Source organism: Corynebacterium jeikeium, assembly GCA_003955985.1.
GTDB classification, from domain to species: Bacteria; Actinomycetota; Actinomycetes; order Mycobacteriales; family Mycobacteriaceae; genus Corynebacterium; species Corynebacterium jeikeium_D.
Genome location: CP033784.1, coordinates 945,892 through 963,401, shown reverse-complemented (window position 1 = coordinate 963,401; position 17,510 = coordinate 945,892). Strand labels below are relative to the sequence as shown.

General features: G+C 57.5%; 11 protein-coding genes. 5 read left to right on the top strand and 6 right to left on the bottom strand.

Annotated features, from left to right (window positions below; translation table 11 throughout):
• Positions 1 to 14: 14 nt before the first annotated feature.
• The 4 genes from EGX79_04230 to EGX79_04215 are packed head-to-tail and all read right to left on the bottom strand — an operon-like array spanning position 15 to position 8,151.
• A complete protein-coding gene (locus tag EGX79_04230) occupies positions 15 to 2,672 on the bottom strand; it encodes a hypothetical protein (GenBank protein AYX81461.1) in 2,658 nt (885 codons plus the stop codon).
• 3 nt (positions 2,673 to 2,675) lie between these two features.
• A complete protein-coding gene (locus tag EGX79_04225; GenBank protein AYX81460.1) occupies positions 2,676 to 3,851 on the bottom strand; it encodes a DNA repair exonuclease in 1,176 nt (391 codons plus the stop codon).
• A gap of 2 nt (positions 3,852 to 3,853) precedes the next feature.
• Complete coding sequence (locus EGX79_04220) at positions 3,854 to 4,912, bottom strand: hypothetical protein (protein ID AYX81459.1); 1,059 nt, start codon at positions 4,910 to 4,912, stop codon at positions 3,854 to 3,856.
• Positions 4,912 to 8,151, bottom strand: a complete 3,240-nt coding sequence (locus EGX79_04215; GenBank protein AYX81458.1) for a DEAD/DEAH box helicase — start codon at positions 8,149 to 8,151, stop codon at positions 4,912 to 4,914. Before EGX79_04215 ends, EGX79_04220 begins: the two co-directional genes overlap by 1 nt.
• A gap of 578 nt (positions 8,152 to 8,729) precedes the next feature.
• Between EGX79_04215 and putP the strand changes: the two genes are divergently transcribed.
• From putP to EGX79_04200, 3 genes are all read left to right on the top strand, one after another.
• Positions 8,730 to 10,253: a sodium/proline symporter PutP gene (gene putP, locus EGX79_04210; protein ID AYX81457.1), complete on the top strand. Its 1,524-nt coding sequence runs from the start codon at positions 8,730 to 8,732 to the stop codon at positions 10,251 to 10,253.
• 97 nt (positions 10,254 to 10,350) lie between these two features.
• A complete protein-coding gene (locus EGX79_04205) occupies positions 10,351 to 10,992 on the top strand; it encodes an HNH endonuclease (protein ID AYX81456.1) in 642 nt (213 codons plus the stop codon).
• 108 nt (positions 10,993 to 11,100) lie between these two features.
• The gene (locus tag EGX79_04200) at positions 11,101 to 11,601 is read left to right on the top strand and encodes a DUF2269 domain-containing protein (GenBank protein AYX81455.1); all 501 of its coding nucleotides are present in this window, start codon (positions 11,101 to 11,103) and stop codon (positions 11,599 to 11,601) included.
• Positions 11,602 to 11,773: 172 nt separating this feature from the next.
• On the opposite strand, the gene EGX79_04195 is transcribed toward EGX79_04200, so the two are convergent.
• Positions 11,774 to 13,948 carry a DEAD/DEAH box helicase gene (locus EGX79_04195; GenBank protein ID AYX81454.1) on the bottom strand — a complete coding sequence of 725 codons (2,175 nt, stop codon included), beginning with the start codon at positions 13,946 to 13,948 and terminating at the stop codon, positions 11,774 to 11,776.
• A 581-nt stretch (positions 13,949 to 14,529) separates the two neighbouring features.
• Between EGX79_04195 and EGX79_04190 the strand changes: the two genes are divergently transcribed.
• The gene (locus EGX79_04190; GenBank protein ID AYX81453.1) at positions 14,530 to 15,594 is read left to right on the top strand and encodes a bile acid:sodium symporter family protein; all 1,065 of its coding nucleotides are present in this window, start codon (positions 14,530 to 14,532) and stop codon (positions 15,592 to 15,594) included.
• Here the strand turns inward: EGX79_04190 and EGX79_04185 are convergent.
• Entirely contained in the window at positions 15,591 to 16,973 is a 1,383-nt protein-coding gene (locus EGX79_04185; GenBank protein ID AYX81452.1) for an MFS transporter, read from the bottom strand. The genes EGX79_04190 and EGX79_04185 overlap by 4 nt on opposite strands.
• Before the next feature lie 120 nt (positions 16,974 to 17,093).
• Here EGX79_04185 and EGX79_04180 point away from each other — a divergent pair, with 120 nt between their 5' ends.
• Complete coding sequence (locus EGX79_04180) at positions 17,094 to 17,486, top strand: (deoxy)nucleoside triphosphate pyrophosphohydrolase (GenBank protein AYX82716.1); 393 nt, start codon at positions 17,094 to 17,096, stop codon at positions 17,484 to 17,486.
• Positions 17,487 to 17,510 lie beyond the last annotated feature (24 nt).

Below are 17,510 nucleotides of genomic sequence, written 5' to 3'. Positions count from 1 at the left end.
ATGTACAGAGCCTACTATCTTGAAACCAAATCCTGAATTTTCATAAACTCCGCTCCCGTCACACGATCAAACCGGGCTTCATCGCACGTCAGGACTAATACCTGCATATCGCGCCCCGCTTTGGCAAGAGCATTATTCATCCGCCGCAAACGGTGTTCGTCTGAATAACCTAATGCATCATCAATAATCACCGGAGCGCCTTGCCCGCCCTCCATGACACCGGCAACGGCCAAGCGCAGCAGAATGTCCAGCTGCTCCTGCGCTCCACCAGATAGCTCATCGACATCGAACTTGCCATCGGCATTGGACCGTGACTCAATCTGCAAGTCCTCATTCATCGTGAACTGGGTTCCCGCACCGAACACACCGCCGCCGTACTCTTCGAGCTTGCGGAGCAAGGGGTCAGCCAGCGCATTCCGCGATGCCGCGCGTGCCTGTGTCATTACCTCCATAAGAGTCTTGGCGGCGGCTGCACGGCGACGCATCGAGTCCCGATCTCGCTGTGTTCGCTCCACTACCCCCTCAGCAGCTGCCAGCTTCTCATTCGCGCTGTCGAAATAGTCCAAGTGCACCCGAATCTCTTGCCGGCGCTTTTCCAGCTCAGCCAGGCGATTCTCAACTGCATCCCGTCGCTGCTTAGCGCCCGCGAGCGATGCTTCCACGTCGTCGGCATCCCGCTGCGCCAGCTCTTTCAGAGCCGTAGCCAGCTGCTCTTCTGCCGCCTCATAGTCCTTGCCTCGGTTTTCCACCGCAGCAAAGATCTCGGCATCCGAGGCTTTTTCTCGCGCCGTCGTGAGCGAATCTTCGCGGACCTTCAGGACGGACCGAGCCCCTTCAAGCTCGCTGCTGGCCTTCGTATAGTTGGCGTGTGCAGGACGCTTTTCCAGCTTCGACAAGCGCATATCGGCATTGTCACGCTTCGACTCGGCATCCCTACGCCCCGCTGCAGCTTCTTCCAACCGCGCCTTCGCCGCTACCAAGTCAATCTCCGTCGGCGCATCCTCGCCCGCAAGTACCCGATACCGCTCGCCCTGTACTCGTGCTTCTTCCTTCGCATCGTCCAGCTCTGCGTTGAGCTGGTGATACTCCACACCGTCGGACACCGCAGTTATGGATGTCTCCACCTGGAATTTTGCTTTTTCCGCTTCACGACGTCGTGCGTATGCCTTTTGTGCTTCCGCGACAGAATCAGCGCCTGCCGCCTCAAGCTGTTCCTTGAGCGATATCTCTGCTTTTTCTAGCTTGCGCTGCTGCGAATCTGAGCCGTCTCCGGGCTGGATAGCAACCGTGACGTCGCCAACTTCGATGGCCAACGGCTTAGTAACCGCACGTTGAACTGTCTCAGCCTCCGGAGCTAGCCCCACTTTCTCGCCGTCGACTGTGACCTCCTGCGCACTACTAGCCGAGAGCTGCACACTCGGGCTCGACGCCTCCAGCACAGCGGTGGCTGTTGCAACTTCGCGTTCGCAGGTCAACAGTTTTTCCATTACCTCCTCGGTAACGGAATTCCGAGCAATTACCTCCTTTTGCTCTGCCAATTGCGCGCGGAGCGCATCGAGCTTCTCCACTCGATTCGACAAGGCTTCAACCAAGCCGCGCTTCTCCCCCAATGCGACTTCAGCTGCAGCCAGCTCTTCTGCTTTTCGAACTTCGCGGTACGCGGTCACAACCGCATCGCGATCTTCCTGTGCCTTCTTTAAAGCTGCGACCTCCTTATCGAACGCTTCCTTAAGTTCAGCAACTTTCTTCTCTGTGGCGGAATGCTGATCCCTGGCATCTTGTGCCTGCTGAATGAAGGTTTCGCGCTCTTGCTGAGCCTGTTTAGCTAAGTCGAGCTGCTGCTTCGCCGCTGCAGAGACCTCCTGTGCCTGGGACACGGCAACCCTGAACTTTTCGAGTTCTTCGAGCGCCTGCGCCCAATGCTCGACTTCGTTTTTGGCTTCTGGCAACGATGCCCGCTGCGTGTGTTGGCTTTCTTCATTACGAGCAGCTTCCTCATTGAGCGCTTCGAATTCCCGGACCTTTTTCGCCGCTTCGTCGCGCACCCGCTGGGCTTCCGCCAGCTCCTTGTCTACGTCGGTAAGCTGCTTGCGCTCTTTGCCATTTTTTTGGAAATAGTTGCCGTATTCAGCTTCAACGGCTTCAAACAGACCTACCTCTTCTGCGGTTTCCGCGCGCTGCCCCGATGCCGACTGCAGTGCGCTTGTGACCTGCGCATACCCGCCCAAGGAGAGTGTCTTTTGCGCTTGTCCCTGTTCAGCAACGAAAACCTGCCACAGGTTCTTGGTGTCCGCATTGTGCATTCGGGCGGCCAGCCACTCTTCCGCCTGGTCATCTTTAAGAACCTCGGCTGTCGGAGAGTGGACGGTGACGATTGTGCCGGTGTCCTTGGTGCTACCAAAGACCTTGTCCAGCGTAAATTCGTAGCCGTCAAGCTCCAGCCGGAGCTTAACCTGCGGCTTTTCCTGGCTGGAGTGACTGTTCAGACTAAGCGCTTCGCTTGACCTGGACTTCCATTTTGTCGTCAGCGCAACGTGAATAGCTTTGGCAATTGTCGTCTTACCTGACTCGTTTTCACCGGAAATCACTACCACGCCACGCTCGGCGAGCCCTGTGATTGAGAGTGAATCAATCGCACGTACATTGTGTAATTCGATGTCGTGAAAACGCATGATTTATTCCTTCTCTCCGGCCAGGCGCGCCAGCAAGCGAAGCGCATCGGCTGCTGCGGTGGTTTCAGATTCTGATAGGGGGCTGCCGCTCTCGGTTCGCCCTTTGCTCAAGACCGTTAGTTTTTCTGCAGCTATGAGCGGATAACCGGTGAGATTGAGATTAGAGATATCCCCCTCGGACGGAACCACCGTCAAATCGGAGCCACTTTCCCGGCGATAAAGTGCAGCGAAAAGCTGTTGATACTGCTCAAGTCGATTTTCAAAGGTAGTCGACTCCGACAGTGTCACGGTTCCTCGCAATGAATACTTCACCGCTGTGTCTGTCTTCGCCTCGATACCGTCCAGTTCAGCAAAGAACTCATCGAGGTCTTCCGCACCAGTGATATCCATGTCGATGGCATGAAAAGCCCACTGCCCCACTCGGTGGGAGGCCACGGTAACTGAGTCCTTTTCGGGGCCGCTCTCTACAATGTCGACGACGAGTGCATTGCCGGAATCCCGTTCTTTGTCGTCGTACGCTGTGGTTTCGTGTGCGCCGGAGAAATAAACTCTGCCAGCATGATCGAGTTGGCTCGTGGAGTGGGAATCCCCCAGCGCAACATAGTGCAACGCCCCGCGGTCAATAGCTTGTTCCAAGCTGGTCAGATCAATGGTGGCTCCTGCATCAGCACCAAAGCCTTCTACTTGGCCGTGTGCGACCATCACTCGGATTCCATCGGCGGGCTCAAGCTCCGTGGCTATTTCCGCCACGATGTCGTCTGCCGAATACTTGCCGCGCACTGGCACACCGATGAGTTCCACCCCGTCACGGATTGCAATGGGCGCGCTGTCGCGAATTACGTAAACTCCTCGGTCTTCCAAAGATTCGAAAGCACTACGTCGATAAATGGAAGAAGCATCAAGCGCATCATGGTTGCCGGGTAGGAAATACACCGGCACGGGTAGCTTGGCGATTCGCTCAAGAGCCCGCAAAAACACCTTGTCCGGCAATGTGTTGGAATCGAACACGTCTCCAGCGACGACAATGAACTCAGCGCCTTCGCTAATCGCCAACTCGCCGATGCGATCGATGGCGTTGAGTCGACTTTCGTGGAACCTAGCTTGGGCTTCACCGCCGTCGAGCTCTAGGAACCACCGAGTCATTCCCAGTTGCCAATCTGAGGTGTGAATGAATTTCATGACTAGCGCTCCTTTTGTCCCAGGCTCAGCGATTCCTGCAGATGTTGCCAACAATCTTCCAAATCAGCGACTGCACGAATGGTCTCTCTCGAAATTACGCAGGTTGGCTGCAATGCTTCATGCAGCAAACTGCGGTCGGTAACTGTTAGTGGGTCAATAACCTCGAGCGAAGGAACACTGACTCGTTCCAAATCATTGCCCCAGTAGTCGGCTTCGACAGCGAAAAGTTCGGCAACCTTCTTCTGCTCGTTGTCACCGCTATCTTTTCCACCAGCGTCATTCGACTTCTGGGCGGTTTTATTGGGATTCTCCCGAACCGCGCCACCAAGCCCGAGGCGCTTCGGCGCAGTCCGGTTTCGCAGCTGTGTTAGTTCCTGAAGCCGGCGTTGCAATTCGCGCTGCGGATAATCGCGCAGCTGTAGTAGCGACAGCGGATCGCGGTCGATATCAGCGACAAGTTGAGCGGCAACTGCAACGGTGTGCTTACACACAGGTGCCGGGTCCGGGCAGGTGCATTCGCTGTAAATGTGCTCTTCGCCATCGCACAACAGCATTTCCATCTGCTCATACGGCAACTCGCCGTGCTCAAACTCTGTGAAGGCCGACGGATTGTTCACCAACCACCGCAGTACGTCGTCAGTTTGTTTCTGCTCCCGCCGTGGGAACCGAATAAAGACTGAAAATGGTTCCGGCTGGCTGCCCTGCACTTCACCGATGATGTAGCCATCCGCGATTCGAAGCCCCAGCACATTGCCGTCGAACCTGTACTTCTCACCTCTGTGAACACGACCCGAATCAGCGCCACGGATGATGAACTCCCACACCCACCGGGCAAAAGTAGTACGTGGCTCGACCGCCACGCGCGCTGCGGTTCCACGTCGCTGCTGTCCGGTAAATGCACCAGCCCAGTCCTGGGTGGCCAGGAGCTTTTCAATCGTCGAGCTGGTTGCTGGCGCGCTTCGCGCCGTAGTCCTTTTACGACCACGCTTTCCAGAGGGCCCCTTGCCAAACTCGGCAAAGATGACATTGTCGCCCCATGTCACGTCTCCGTCACCGGCCATCAGTACCACCTCTTCTGGACCCTAAACGGGGTCACATTGTTGGGAATCGAATCGTCATCCGAGATTGTGGAGTCCGATGCCGTGCCCTCCGGGTTCACCCCATCGGTCACCGTCCCACCGGACTTTGACTCCGCTGCGTCCATCGATTCACGCAGTGACTGAATCTTGTCCTTGTCCAATTGCCACAGAGACCGCAAACGGTGAAAGTCCATCTCCGTCAGCTTGGTTTCACCAGCGCGCACAACCGCATCCGCCAATTCTGCCTTCTCGAAAATCAGCTCGTCGATACGCTCTTCAAGCGTTCCCACACTGACCAGCTTGTGCACGTGTACGTCTTTACGCTGACCGATGCGGTAAGAGCGGTCCGTGGCCTGGTTTTCAACTGCTGGATTCCACCACCTGTCAATGTGAATGACGTGGTTGGCGGCAACCAGGTTGATGCCAACACCTGCCGCGAGAGTAGACAGCAAAATGATTGGTGGGCCGTCCGGGGCATTAAACTCTGCCACTACTTTCTCGCGCTGTGCCGGAGTCATTGCCCCTTGGATAAACGGAATGTCCACGCCCAGGCGCTTGCTGAAATGAGGGGCGAGCATCTTGCCGAACTCCACGAACTGCGTGAACACAAGCGCGCGTTCACCGTTTTGGACAATCTCATCGACGAGCTCTTCCAGCCGTGCAACCTTGCCCGAGCGATGCTGCCCATGATTAAGCAGCCCTGAGCCGTCGTGCTGGTAGTGCGCTGGGTGGTTGCAAATCTGCTTCAACTTCATGATGCCGCCGAGGATGATGCTCTTTCGCCCGAAGTTGCCAGAGCGATTCCGCTTCGAGCGCTTGAGCTTGTCCTCGATGTCCTTCACAGCTTCCTGATACAAGAAAGCCTGCTCCGTCGTGAGAGGAACCATCTCCACCTGCTCATTCTTCTTGGGCAGGTCCGGCGCAATAGCTGGATCCGACTTGAGTCGGCGCAGAATAAAAGGTGCTGTAATCGACTGCAATTGCAGTAGCATTTCCGCATTCCCATCACGCTCGATGGGAATCGCAAACTTGTTGCGAAATGCATTCGCCGACCCCAGCATGCCTGGATTACAGAAATCCATGATGGTGCGCAGCTCGCCCAAGTCGTTTTCCACCGGAGTACCAGTCATGGCGATGTTGTGCCGCGAGCCCAGGCTCCGCAGCGCTCTGGATACCTGGGCGTTGGGGTTCTTAATTGCCTGTGCTTCGTCAGCAATCACATGATCCCACTGCACTTGGGCGAGTTCGTTCACATCGCGGGTAGCAACACCATAGGTCGTCACAACAACATCGTGTTTTCCGATAAATTCTTGTAGTTCCCCACCATGAGGGCGGTTTGAACCATGCAGCAGCCCAACCTTAAGCTCTGGAGTGAACTTTGCCGCTTCTGCTGCCCAGTTGCGCAACACACCTGTCGGAACCACCAGCAGCGAAGTCTTGTGCCCTTGAGCCGTAGCATCTGCTTTCCGACGGCAGCGCTCATACTCCAACAGCGCCAGAATTTGCACAGTCTTACCGAGCCCCATGTCATCCGCGAGAATGACACCAAAGCCGCGGTTGGACATATCCGCCAGCCACTCCACACCGCGCTGTTGATACTCCCGCAGCTCACCGACAAAACTCGGTGGCACCTCGACCGACTCTGCGAGGGCCGTGGAACCGTCTGAGTACTTCGACACCAACGCCTTGAGCCAAGAGGGGTCCCTGGGGGCGACTGGCACTGCTGCTGGAGCTTGCGACTCTAAGCCACCGTCGAAGACCAGCTCTTTCAGGGTGGCTTGCCCCTTACCGGTTTCCTCCCCGGCCTTGGTCTGCTCCACCAAAAACTTCAGGGCTTCCCTAGCTACCTCTGGGTTCGCGTGCACCCAATGGTCTCGCAGATGCACTAGCCCCGTACTCGATGCAGCGAGCTCACGCATTTCCGCTTCCGTCAGTACGGCATCCCCCACGGCCAGCTTCCACTCGTAATCAACCAGTTGGTCAAATCCGAGTTTCGGTTCCGAACGGCGCCCAGCAGGCCCCGTCGGATCTAACTGGACGACTTCAGTGTGCAACTGCAGGGTGGTCTCCACTGACTTCCAGTTCGGCGGCAGCATCACATCGATATCAACCTTTGCCAGCTGCGAGATGCCATCAGTCATAAGCTCTATCAGCTGCTCTGAGGTCAGCAGCAGATCCAAGCCCGGGTGTCCCGCTGCTTTCGCATATTTGAGCGTTGGGAATGCCTCCTGTGCCGCCAATAGCTGCGGGCGAAGCAGCGACAGCACGGACCGGCGACACATTTCTGGATTCAGGCGCTCCGGAGCTGCGACGCCGATGCGGTAGTACATCCGCAATGGCCATAGAGTCTCATGTTCCACCGCAGCTGAACGAGGATTGAAGCGAGTTACTGAGCCGCCTTCTTCATCCGCTCGATTCCGCAACTCCAACAGCTGCGGAAGATCCACATCCGGCAAGTCTTCCAGCTGGCCTTCAAAACCAACAGGTTCCTGCACCATTAGCTGCAGACGAACATCCTCACCATCGGCCGACAGCCTCCACTTTGCCAGTGACTGCGCCACCCCCGGCGTCGCACGCCCCAGGGACTGAGACTGCAACAACGACCGCACGAAACTCTGCCGCTGTTCTGCCGGTTCATCCAGATCGGCCAGAAGCGCGTTGGTGACCCAATGAAACATCCGATTGATGAAATCCTCAGCCACCGTGGCGCCTCCGTTATCAATCAATACCGGTGGTGTACGAGAAATGACCTGACTCTGCCAAGCAATCTCACTCAGCCCCTCCGACATCCGCCACGTCGGCCACCACTCATTGTCTTCCCACGTCAGCGCCACCAATGCCCGCCCAGAGCGTGCGAAAGCATCCAATCCCTGTACAACATCCACAAAGAACCGAAGATCCGGTGCCATCGCCGCCGAGGAAACTTCCTCCTGCAATTGCACCAGTGCCGTCACCGCAGCCCATGGCGGGAACACCCATGTGGGTACCGCTTTCTCTACTGCCCGCCCCTTCGGTGTGCGCAGTTTTAGCGTCAGTTGCGCTCGACTCCCCTGGTCCAGCACTGCAAAAAGCCGACGCTGATGCGCCGGGACTTCCAGCAAATCCACGTCCGCAATAATCCGGTGCCCCTCTGGCCGCTCCACCCATAGGTGAAGACCCGAATCATCTTTCCAGACCGCGTGCAGCAGCAACGGCACCGCTGACTTAGCAACTTGGTCCATTACTTCCTCCCCACTGCTTGCTCAGTCATCACCGTCTAATCACCCGGCGACTTCGCCACCAGATATTTGTTCAATGAAGATTCTGCCACGCACCCCGGATCAGCTTTTCCACCACACCACAACATTAGCACGCATGTTCGAATTATGTATCTTGCAAAAATTACTCCTCCTCTACCCAAATACCCCTTTTCCCAGGTAATTTGTCGCACTTAACCGATTTTTAAAAGCTTTTTCAACGCTTCTTATCTTGCAATGCAGCGCATCACATGAAAACGTCGTATAGGCCACAAGAATTAAAAATGTGTGACTCGTGCAATAGTTCTGCCATGGTTCGCATGTGCCAGTAGGCTCCGCTGACTGTCGAAGATAGTCCGGAAGCTGAAGCTGTGCTGAATCGCGAACCGCAGGTTCCACCGTGGACGTCGGCCACTTTTTGGCTCGATGCTGCCGCGGCGCTGTGAACGTCGTCAAGCAGACTTGATTAAGCGAAACTGAGTTGTGCGCCGAAAATGCTTTTTGGTGCGCTAGGTAGTGCGCGAGTCCGACTGTACGACTAATAAATAATGAGGAGTTGCCCTGTGGACCAACACACATGGTTCATCATCGCACTAGTCATTTATCTGCTGTTGATGGTCTACATCGGTTGGACCGGATGGAAAAAGACTGCAGAGTATGACGAATACATGATTGGCGGCCGCGGCCTACATCCGTTCGTCGCGGCACTGTCAGCGGGTGCATCGGACATGTCCGGCTGGCTGCTGATGGGTCTGCCCGGCGCGATTTACCTTTCGGGTCTGAACCAGACCTGGATTGCAATCGGCCTGGTCGCAGGAGCATGGCTGAACTGGAAGTTCACCGCACCACGCCTGCGTAGTTACACCAAGATTGCTCGTAACTCGATTACCGTGCCGTCGTTCCTGGAGAATCGTCTGCACGATACGTCGAAGGTGCTGCGCGTTGCCGCAGGCCTGATTATTTTGCTGTTCTTCACCTTCTACGTCTCCTCGGGCATGGTGGCAGGTGGCCGTTACTGGGAGTCGACGTTCGGTGGCAACTACCTCGTCGGCATGCTGTTGGTAGCGGCTATCACTGTCGCGTACACCCTGTTCGGTGGCTTCCTGGCGGTGTCTTACACAGACACGGTGCAGGGCATCATTATGTTCATCGCACTGCTGGCGGTTCCGACTGTCGGCATCATCTACCTAATCAACAATGGCAACTCCGCCTCGGACATCTTCAGCTTTGCTGCTAACAACCCCTACCCGGGCAGCGAGGGACAGCCGGTTGAGGCCTTCTTCGATCCGTTCGCTGGCATTCCGCTAATCACGATTATCGGTCTGCTCGGCTGGGGTCTGGGCTACTTCGGCCAGCCGCACATTATCGTTCGCTTCATGGCTCTGCGTAGTGCAAAGGACGCAACCGAGGGCCGCCGCTGGGGCGTTGGCTGGCAGGCACTGTGCATGCTCGGCTCCGTCCTCGTGGCGCTGACCGCAACTGTTTTCTTCGCTACGAACCCAGATGCTTCGGTCACTGATGCGTCTTCCTACGAGACCATCTTCCTGGACATGACCCGCATCCTGTTCCACCCGCTGATTGCAGGCCTGATTCTGACTGCAGTACTGGCAGCAATCATGTCCACCATTTCCTCGCAGCTGCTGGTGTCTTCCTCCGCGCTAATCGAGGACCTGTTCAAGGCAACGGTCAACAAGTCCCTGCGTCCGAAGACCTACATGGCTCTCTCCCGCGTCGCCGTCGCGCTGATCGCCATCATCGCCGCAATCATCGCTGCTAACCCGAACAGCTCCATTCTGGATCTGGTTGGCTTCGCGTGGGCTGGCTTCGGCTCGGCATTCGGCCCGGTGCTGCTGGCCGCCCTCTACTGGTCGCGCCTGAACACGCCAGGTGCTGCTGCCGGCATGATCACCGGTGCGGTTGTCTCCTTCGCATGGGGCATGAGCTCGCTCAGCGACACTCTCTACGAGATCGTCCCGGGCTTCGCCGCTGCAACTGTCGTGATGATCATTGTCACGCTGCTTACCAAGGAGCCGAACGAGAAAATCAAGGAAGAGTTCGACCACGCAGCAAAGCAGGCTCTGGTCTAACGCTTTGATCTAGGCTTGGCCTCCGCTAGCCCCGCAGGCTAGCCCCGGCGCATACCTACAAGGGAACCGAAAAAGTATTTTTCGCGCCCAACTAGGTATGCGCCCTTTTTTATTTGCCATCCTGGCCGCCGCCCTGACTGCCGCCTTTGTCTCATCCTTTGCGCTTACGCGAGTTCTCGTCACCTCCTCCCCCGCGGGGTCGGAGACGGAAGCCGTCGTCAAGCAACTGCGCACCGTGCGCGTCGTCGCCGACCGCCCCACCGTCACCGGATACAAACGCGAGCGCTTCGACGTCTGGGCAGGTTCTGCCGATTGCAATACACGCCATAAAGTGTTGGCGGCGTGGTTCGGGGGCTCTGCATGTTCGCTTGACGACGGCTCCCCGCGCGAAATCCCCGACCCTTACACGGGTGACCCGGTTGGTGCGCATGAGGTCGATATCGACCACATTTATCCGTTGGCAGCGGCGTGGGATTTCGGAGCCTACGCCTGGGATTCCGAGAGGCGTCGGCAATTTGGCAACGATATCGAGACCAACCTCGTGCCCACGCGAAGCGCGGTCAACCGGGATAAAGGAGATGCCAGCCCGGCGGAATGGCTTCCCGAGGATGCGAAGGCGTGTGACTATTCGCATCGTTACTTAGCGGTGGCTATTAAATGGGACCTGCCCGTATCCTCGGCAGACTGGAAGGCGATGGCGAGTGCGTGTGGGATTCGCGCGGGAAAAGGCACGAAATAGAGAAAATAGTGCGAGCACGTTAAGTTAAGGACTGGTCTTAATAAAGAAATATCCAGGCCACTCCTCGCTTGAACGCGAGGCCTACATTCAGTCGTGGAAAGGTAATACGTGCAAAACGTAGTTCTTATGGTTCACGTCCTGGCGGCAATTCTGCTGCTTGGACCGGTGACTGTCGCAATTTCGATGTTCCCGAAGCTCGCGCTTGCAGCCCGCGGCGGAGAGGCAGGAACGGTCGGCGCCGCGCGCACCATGCACGCCATTTCGCGCACCTACGGCATGTGGTCGCTGCTCGTGCCGCTGCTCGGCTTCGGTGTCATGTTCACCGATGTGTCGACCTACATGAAGTCCGGGGCAATGCACGCCGCAATCCTGCTGGCTATCATCGCCTGGGCACTGCTGTTCTTCCTGGTCATTCCGCGTCAGCGTCTGATGATGGCCGGCCTCGGCATCGCCGACGAAGACGAGGATGCTGACGATCCGGAGTTCATCGAGCGTCGCAAGAAGGCTGAAGAGCTCGACTGGGACAAGCAGAAGGGCCAGCTGGCTATGTTCTCCGGCATCTTCTCCCTGCTGTGGGTTGTCGCCGGCATCCTGATGTTCTTCATCTAGAGCTCACGCTCAGACACAATAAAACTGCCGGTGCGTCTGTACGTTTCGGCCCGACTAATCGGGTTTGAAAGTACATGCGCACCGGCAGTTTTTTGTTTTCTAGGTCAGCGCCAAGGGCGGTAGTCGATAGTCGCCTGACGACGACCACCCCCGCTCACCTCACCTAGCAGGTTTAGCGGCGTCCGCCTCGGTAACCACCGCGACGGTCATCACGGTCACCACGGTAGCCACCACGACCGCGACCGCCGCCACGACGGTCATCGCGACCACGACCACGGCCACCGAAACCGTCACCGTCATCGAAGTTTCCACGGTAGCTACCCCGGCCACGTCCGCCACCACGGCGGTCATCGCGGCCACGACCACCACGGTATCCTCCGCGACCGCGACCGCCATCACGACGATCGCCACGGTAGCCACCACGGCCACCGCGGTAGTCATCGCTGTCGTCGACCGAGGTGCCGTCGTCAAGCTTCAGCCCAATGAGCTGGCCGGAAATGCGGGTATCGGAGAGGTTGTTGATGACTTCTTGCGGCAGGTTGGCCGGCAGTTCGACCAGGGTGTGGTCGCCACGGATGTCGATGTGTCCGAAGTCCTTTGATGACAGGCCGCCCTCGTTGGCGATGGCGCCGACGATGGCACCCGGGCGGACGTGCTGGCGACGACCGACGCTGATGCGGTAGGTTGCGGTGCCTTCGCGGTCGAATTCGACCAGGTCAGCGCGCTTGCCCTGACCGCGCTCACCACGGGAGCGACCATCGCGGCCACGGTTGCGGTCGCGGTCGAAACGATCACGGTCACGATCATGACGACGGCCACGCGGTGGCTCCTTCATCAGGAAGTCGCCCGACTGTGCCTGCGCAGCGATAGCAGCGGCGATATCGACCAGCGGAGTGTCGTGCTCTTCTGCGTACTCCTCGATGAGCTCGCGGAAGACCGGAACCTGCGAATCGGCAAGTGCCTCAGTCAAATCATCAGCGAACTTCTGCTTACGGGAGTCGTTGACCTCATCGACGGTCGGCAGCTTCATCTCGTGCAGCTGCGACTTGGTTGCACGCTCGATCGAGCGCAGCAGGCGTCCCTCACGCGGGGTGACAAAGAGCAGCGCCTCGCCGGAGCGGCCAGCGCGGCCGGTACGACCGATGCGGTGGACGTAGGACTCGGTGTCGTGCGGAATGTCGTAGTTGACCACGTGGGAAATGCGGTCAACGTCCAGGCCACGAGCAGCCACATCGGTTGCCACCAGGATGTCCAGGCGGCCGTCCTTGAGCTGATCAATCGTGCGCTCACGGAGAGTCTGCGGGATGTCGCCGTTGATGGCAGCAGCGGAGAATCCGCGGGCACGCAGCTTCTCGGCGAGCTCCTCGGTCTCGTGCTTGGTGCGCACGAACATGATCATCGCTTCGAATTCCTCGACTTCGAGGATGCGGGTCAGCGCGTCCAGCTTGTTGCGGTGGCTGACCATCAGGAAGCGCTGGCGAATGTTGTCCGCAGTGCGAGTCTGGGACTTGACGGTAATCTCTTCCGGCTCCGTCAGGTACTGCTTGGACAGGCGACGAATCGCAGCCGGCATGGTAGCCGAGAACAGCGCGACCTGCTTGTCATCCGGGGTGTCGGCAAGAATGCGCTCGACATCCTCCTGGAAGCCCATCTGCAGCATCTCATCGGCCTCGTCCAGCACCAGGAAACGCAGGTCGGAAATGTCCAGCGAGCCCTTCTCCAGGTGGTCGATGACACGACCAGGCGTGCCGACGATAATCTGCGCACCTCGGCGCAGACCCGACAGCTGCACTCCATAGGACTGACCACCGTAGATTGGCAGGACCTGAATCTTGCCCAGGTGATCAGCAAACGACTGGAAGGAGTCCGCAACCTGCAGCGCCAGCTCACGGGTCGGAGCAAGCACCAGAGCCTGAGGTGCGCGGACGGAGCGATCAATGCGAGCCAGAATCGGCAGCGCAAACGCCGCGGTCTTACCGGTACCAGTCTGAGCCAGGCCGACGACGTCGCGGCCGCTCATCAGAGTCGGGATAGTAGCAGCCTGAATTGGGGACGGAGTCTCAAACCCAACCTTGCGAACTGCATTGACAATGTCATCCGGCAGCTCAAGCTCATCGAAGCCGACGGTGTCGTCGTTGTCGTCTTTGTTCTTTTCGGCCTTCTTCTCAGCCTTTTCGGACTTTTCCTTGACCTCGGCCTTTTCGGTCTTTTCCTCAGCGGCCTTCTCTTCGACCACCGGTGCTTCCTCGGCCACTACATCCTCGGCCTTCACAATTGCGTCCTCGCGGTTTTCGCGCTGATCCTCGCGGTTTTCCTCGACGCTGCCATTCATTTCATTATTAGCCATTTGGGGCTCTTCCTGGGCCTTTTCGCCCGCACACTCAATATTCAACAGTTGATTACTCACAGTTGGGTCGCACATACATGACCCGCCCAATTTACGTTCTTGTTTTTCAGTGCTCTCACGTCGGAATTGCGATGACATCGCTTCTCTTGCACATACTTCGAAAAATTGCGCCCAAACCCAATTCAGCTTTTACTTCCGAGGAGGGGCGCCCATCATGCACTATGCACTTTCAAGCGTTTCACCAGCGAATTTATACCGCTGCCAGATTCTCTGCGACATTGTCGTCAGGATTTCACACCGACTGCCCAGACTACGCCACCGTCGGTCAAAAAACCATTTCCTGTCCGCAAGGTCACAACACTAGGCGGTCGTTTTCTTGGATGAGGCCCCGGCGCTGGGGCCGTCGTTAAGCGAGCGCATTGCACCCACTTCGGGGTGCCTATTTTGTAATTTCCTGGGGTGAGGTGGCTAACATTTTCCCTACAAGTTTGTACACATATCAGCTATTTTCCGCCGTGGAACACCCACCGTTCGGCGGACTTTTGCAACTACACAACGTATAAACCCAAGGTCGCTCGAAAATGCCCAGCAATAGTAATTCATCTGAACCGCAGCCGTCGTCGCCCCGGCAGCCCCCGCTAAAACCACATTCTCCCGACGAGGTTTCTGGGAATGGCGGGCAGGCGGATAAGGAGCCGTCGAAGCTCTCGGCAATGATTGAGGTTCTCGGATTTCCGGGCTTTATTTTGGCGGGTTCGGCGCTGGCATTCTTCTTCCCCGCCCCGTTTACTCCGCTGACGGATTACATCACGTACTTCCTGATGATCATCATGTTCGCGATGGGCCTCACCCTGACCATCCCGGACTTTAAGCAGGTCGTTAAGCGCCCGTTGGCGATTCTCTTCGGCGTCATTGCGCAGTTTGTCATCATGCCGCTGCTAGCGATTGCCGTGGCGAAAGCCCTCGGGCTCAACCCGGCACTCGCCGTCGGCCTGCTGATGCTGGGATCCGTCCCCGGCGGCACCTCGTCGAACGTCATCGCTTACCTGGCACGCGGTGACGTCGCGCTGTCCGTCGCTATGACCAGCGTGTCGACGCTAGTTTCGCCAATCATGACGCCGTTTCTCATGCTCGTGCTTGCCGACGCGCACACGGAGGTCGACGGCCTCGGGATGGCGTGGAGCCTCTGCCAGACAGTCCTCCTGCCTGTGGTTGGTGGCCTGGTTATTCGCGTTGTGGCCGATACCTTTATTAACAAGATCCTGCCGATTCTGCCGTGGATTTCCATTCTCGGTATCGGTGGCGTGGTCTTCGGTGCCGTGGCCAAGAACGCTGAGAGCCTGGCGAACATTGGCCTGATTGTGTTTGTGGCTGTGATCATCCACAACGTCCTGGGCTACGTGCTCGGCTTCTTTGCAGGCCAGCTGGTGGGGATGCCGACTGCGGGCAAGCGCACGGTGGCCGTGGAGGTCGGTACACAGTCCGCTGGCCTGTCCTCCGGTATGGCAGCGAAGTTCTTTACCCCGGAGGCAGCGCTTCCAGGCGCGGTGGCCGCTGTGGTGCATAACATTACTGGCGCTATCTACGTGGCTATTTGCCGAAAGCTCGATGAAGGCAAGGAAACTAGCAAATCCGCTTCTGCTTAAGCTGTTTTCGCTTCGGCTTGTTTGGCTCCGCTGTTCGACGAGTGGGCTGGTAGAGTCTCGCGCCCGAAGATCCAGCCCACCATTGCGACCAGCGAAATGACACCGCAAACAAAGAAACCGGCCTTGAACCCTGCGGCATCCACGATTGCGCCGACAATCAGCGGGCCGGAAATCGCTCCGAAGTCCTGAGCCATCTGGAAATTGGCGAGCACCTTTCCACCTTGGCGGTTGGCGCCGATGACGTCGGCAAGCACAGCCTGCTGCGATGGATTGATCATGCCAGCGCCGAAGCCCGCGAGGACGGAGAGAATCAGTAGCGGAATGGCACCGCTGCTAAATCCGATTGCGCCAGTGAACACGCCGTTGATAAACAGGCCTGTGATGAGCAGTGGACGACGGCCGATGCGGTCGGAAAGACGGCCGGAAAACTGCAGTGCCGTGACATTGCCGAGCGCGAAGGCCGTCAGCGCGAAACCAGCTGTGGCAGTGGCGGCTACTGCCCCATCGCTGCCCGGTTCTGGGGCGCCAACATGGGAAAACGTTGCCGCGGCGAACAGCGGGACAATCGCGACGCGCACGCCGAAGTTCGACCAACCGTTGGCGAAGGCTCCGACTAGTGCGCTTCGATATGCCGAGTCACGGATTGCTTCGGAGAACCTCAGCACCGGGGTTGTGCGCTTGGGCACTACATGGCGAAGATGCTCCGCACTCAGCGACATGCCGACCACAATCGTTGCCACAATCAGCGCGCCACCGTAGATGAAAAACGGCACCCTCATGCCCCATGCGCCCATTGCAGCACCAATGATTGGGCCAAAGACATTGCCCAACAGGAAGGCTGTGCCGTAGGCGGCCGAGCTCTTACCGCGGATCTCCGGCGGTGAAATCCGCACAATCAGCCCCATTGCCGAGACCGTAAACATCGTCGAACCGATGCCTCCGAGCGCACGAAACGCCAGCAGTTGCCAATATGTCTGCGCAACACCGACAAGCAAAGTCGAGAGCGCGACGATGCTGATGCCGGTTAGGTACGTGCGCCGATATCCGAGCTTCTCTACCAGTGAGCCCGATGCCGGCGCGAAGATTAGCCGGAAAATGGAGAACGAACTGACCACGAAGCTGGCCGCGAACACCCCCACATCGAAGCTGCGCGCGTACTGCGGCAAGATTGGTGCAATCAGACCGAAGCCCAGCGCAATGATGAACGCAGCGCTGACCAGAATCCAAATCTCTCGCGGAATCGGCTGTTTAGTCCCGTCTAATTCACCCTGCCGAGGATCCAGACCTTGTGGTTTGCTTCCCACCTCCGATGCGATATCCGGCTGAGATTCGCACTTTGCTTTACGACGAAGCAGGTCGCGCGAACGGGAAGCTGACAAGGTAACGGTCCTTTCTACTGTGCAAAAGCGAAAATAAGAAGCCCAAGAGTTCACCATAGCCCGATCTGCAAACAGTGACGATTACTAGAATGAGGCGCAATGACAGAACGCGGAGTTGAGATGAAAAAACGAATCGAAGTTGTAGGTGCCGTTCTTACCTACGAAGGAAAAATCTTCGCCGCCCAACGCGGCCCAGGTCGCTCGATGGAAAACTATTGGGAATTTCCCGGTGGAAAGATCGAAGAAGGCGAGTCCCCTCGTGAGGCTCTAGCCCGTGAACTAAGAGAAGAGCTAAAACTTGACGCTGAGATTGGGAACCACATTCTCACTGTCGACCATGAGTATGACTTCGCCGTTATCTCACTTGCGACATACTTTTGTTCCGTTTCTTCTCCCAAAATCAAGCTAACGGAGCACACTGAATATCGTTGGTTAGAACCGGCCGAGCTTTATTCCGTTGATTGGGCGCCAGCGGACATCCCTACAGTCGACATTCTTGTAAACGAACAGTAATCAATACAAGCGACGCAGGGTGCA